At 68.1% G+C, this 2778-nt stretch carries 5 protein-coding genes; 2 read left to right on the top strand and 3 right to left on the bottom strand.

Annotated elements, in window-relative coordinates; all coding sequences use genetic code 11:
* Nucleotides 1-481, bottom strand: a 481-nt coding sequence (gene folK / locus VF662_RS05750; RefSeq protein WP_464138842.1) for a 2-amino-4-hydroxy-6-hydroxymethyldihydropteridine diphosphokinase, incomplete at its 3' end; no start/stop codon positions are given.
* A 23-nt stretch (nucleotides 482-504) separates the two neighbouring features.
* Between folK and VF662_RS05745 the strand changes: the two genes are divergently transcribed.
* Both VF662_RS05745 and VF662_RS05740 read left to right on the top strand, forming a co-directional pair.
* The gene (locus tag VF662_RS05745; protein ID WP_464138841.1) at nucleotides 505-1170 is read left to right on the top strand and encodes a uracil-DNA glycosylase; all 666 of its coding nucleotides are present in this window, start codon (nucleotides 505-507) and stop codon (nucleotides 1168-1170) included.
* Nucleotides 1171-1183: 13 nt separating this feature from the next.
* A complete protein-coding gene (locus VF662_RS05740) occupies nucleotides 1184-1633 on the top strand; it encodes a hypothetical protein (RefSeq protein ID WP_464138840.1) in 450 nt (149 codons plus the stop codon).
* On the opposite strand, the gene aguB is transcribed toward VF662_RS05740, so the two are convergent.
* The gene (gene aguB, locus VF662_RS05735; RefSeq protein WP_464138839.1) at nucleotides 1630-2478 is read right to left on the bottom strand and encodes an N-carbamoylputrescine amidase; all 849 of its coding nucleotides are present in this window, start codon (nucleotides 2476-2478) and stop codon (nucleotides 1630-1632) included. The genes VF662_RS05740 and aguB overlap by 4 nt on opposite strands.
* On the bottom strand, nucleotides 2475-2778 hold a 304-nt coding region (locus tag VF662_RS05730), incomplete at its 5' end, for an agmatine deiminase family protein (protein WP_464138838.1). The genes VF662_RS05730 and aguB, both read right to left, overlap by 4 nt.

Below are 2778 nucleotides of genomic sequence, written 5' to 3'. Positions count from 1 at the left end.
CAGGGCGGCGGTCAACCGGCCTTCCCGAGCGGAGGCGGTGGAGGAGCTGGCGGACGGTGGCGCCGGTGAGGGGATCGCGCCAGTCGGGGACGAGCTCGGCAAGCGGCTCGAGCACGAAGCGGCGATCGCGAAACTCCGGGTGGGGGACGAGGAGGCCGGGCTGCTGCCAAGGGCCGCCCGACCAGAGGATGAGGTCGAGATCGAGCACGCGCGGACCCCAGCGGCGGCCGGAGCGGCGGCCGAAATCGGCCTCGACCTGCTTCAGCTGCGCGAGGAGATCGGGAGGGAGCAGATCGGTGGAGAGGGTTGCCACGGCGTTGGCGAAGCCTCGCCCGGCGGGGCCGAGCGCGGGGGTCGAACGGATGCGGGACAGCCTCAGCGCGTCGATCGCGTCGGCGGCGGCGCGCAGGGTTTCCGCCGGCGAGCCGTAGCGGCTGCGCCTGTTCGATCCCAGCGCGACGGCATAGCTTGTCTTGGCCATTGCCCCAGCCCTAGAGGCTCCCGATGAGTCCCGCCATCTCCCCGGTCCCAGAGCACGAGGCGCCGCGCGATTGCCCGCTCTGCCCGCGGCTCGTCGCATTCCGGGAGGCGCTCAGGGCGGAGTATCCGGATTGGTGGAACGCGCCGGTGCCGCATTGGGGCGATCCGGAAGCCTGGCTCGCCATTTGCGGCCTTGCTCCGGGCAAGCACGGCGCCAACCGCACAGGGCGGCCGTTCACCGGCGATTTCGCGGGAGTGCTGCTCTACGACACGCTCAAGAAGTTCGGACTCGCCGAGGGAGAATGTGACGAGCGGCCGGAAGATTCCCTTCGGCTCAAGGGAGTGGCGATCGTCAACAGCGTGAAGTGCGTGCCGCCGCAGAACAAGCCGACGCCCGAGGAGATCGCAACCTGCACCCGCACTTACTTCCAGCCCTCGCTCGGTGCGTTGAAGAACGTGCGAGTGCTGGTCGCGCTCGGCAAGATCGCGCACGACGCGGCGGTGCGGGCGGTCGGCATGAAGCTTTCGGCGGCGCCCTTCGGACACCTTGCCGAGCATCGGCTGCCCGACGGAAGGATCCTGATCGATAGCTACCATTGCTCGCGCTACAATCAGAACACCAACCGGCTGACGGCGGCGATGTTCGAACAGGTGTTCGAACGTGCGGTGCTGCTTGCGCCCACTTCGTAACGATGAGCCTTTCATGCGCCGTTCAGGCGCCGCCGCCGACGCTGCCTTCGATGAAGAGCGCCGCCTGACCATGTTCCGCAGAGGCTTCGAAGCCGCAAGTCTCGCGCTGCTTGCAATGCCTGCCGGAGCTGCCGCCCAGGAGCCTCCTCCCCAGCGGACGGAGCATGTCGTGGTCTACGGCAACGATTCCTGCCCGAAGCCGGCGGACGAGGAGGAAATCGTCGTGTGCGCGCGGCGCCCCGAGAACGAGCGGTTCCGTATCCCGAAGCCGCTCCGGGACCGGGAGCCGAGCGGAGCCACGTCGTGGACCGCGCGCAACGAGGAGCTGGACGAGGCGAGCCGCCCGAGCAGGCCGGGAAGCTGCTCGGTCGTCGGCACATACGGCCAGAGCGGCTGCTTCCAGCAGATGATCAACCAGTGGTTTCGCGAACGCCGCGCCGCCCGCTCGGGCGCGGCGCGCTAGATGTCTTCGGCCAGCCGGCCGTAAAGCTCGGGGCGCCGGTCCCGGAAGAAGCCGAAGGCTGCGCGGTGGGCGCGGGCTTGCTTCAGATCCAGCGTAGCGGTGAGGACGCCGGTCTCCGGCGCTCCGAATTCGGCCAGCATGTCGCCGCGCTCGTCGCAGATGAAGCTGTGGCCGTAGAAGCGCTGGCCGTGCTCCGTGCCGATGCGGTTGGCGGCGACGACCGGCACGACGTTGGAGACGGCATGGCCGATCATCGCCCGGCGCCACATCCGGCTCGTGTCCAGGTCTGGATCGTGCGGCTCGGTGCCGATCGCGGTCGGGAAGAGCAGGATCTCGGCCCCGTCCAGCATCAGCGCGCGCGCCGTTTCCGGATACCATTGGTCCCAGCAGACCGCCGGCCCGACCTTCCCGTAGGGCGTCTGGAAGGTCTTGAAGCCGGTGTTGCCGGGGCGGAAGTAGAATTTCTCCGAATAGCCGGGACCGTCCGGGATATGGCTCTTGCGGTAGACGCCCATCACCTCGCCCTTGTCGTCGACCATCGCCAGGCTGTTGTAATGATGGTGCCCGTCCGCCTCGAAGAAGCTGGTCGGGATGTAGACCTCCAGCTCTGCGGCGAGCTTCCGCATCGCGGCCACCGCCGGGTGGCGGTCGGCGGGAAGGGCGCGGGTGAAATGCCCCTCGTCCTGCGTCCGGCAGAAATAATGGCCCTCGAACAGCTCGGGCGGGAGGATCAGCTTCGCGCCCTTGCCCGCGGCCTCGCGGACGAGCTCCGACACAGCGGCGATATTCTCCTGAACATCGTCGCTGAAGGCGAGCTGGAGGGCGGCGACCTTGATCTCACTCACTTCGGAACCTGCTGACTGATGCAATGGAAGCTGCCGCCGCCGGTCAGCACGTGATCGGCCCTTATTCCCACCGCCTTACGGGACGGGAAGAGGGCGCCGATCGCCTCCACGGCAGCGTCATCGTTGGGCGCGCCGTAGAGTGGGACCACGACGGCGGCGTTGCCGATGTAGAAGTTCATATAGGATGCGGGGATGATTTCGCCATCGCGCAGCACCAGCCCGGGCGAGGGGAGGGGTACCACCTCTAGCCCGAATGCTTCGGCCCTCGCCCGAGCATCTTCGTAAACGGCGGCGTTCGGA

Source organism: Allosphingosinicella sp. (assembly GCF_036387215.1).
In the GTDB taxonomy this organism is placed as follows: domain Bacteria; phylum Pseudomonadota; class Alphaproteobacteria; order Sphingomonadales; family Sphingomonadaceae; genus Allosphingosinicella.
This window is presented reverse-complemented; position numbering and strand designations above follow the sequence as displayed.

What these genes read in the sequence shown, in the direction of transcription:
- VF662_RS05745 (WP_464138841.1), top strand. Translation starts at nt 505, where the DNA reads ATGAGTCCCGCCATCTCCCCGGTCCCAGAGCACGAGGCGCCGCGCGAT.
- VF662_RS05740 (WP_464138840.1), top strand. Translation starts at nt 1,184, where the DNA reads ATGCGCCGTTCAGGCGCCGCCGCCGACGCTGCCTTCGATGAAGAGCGC.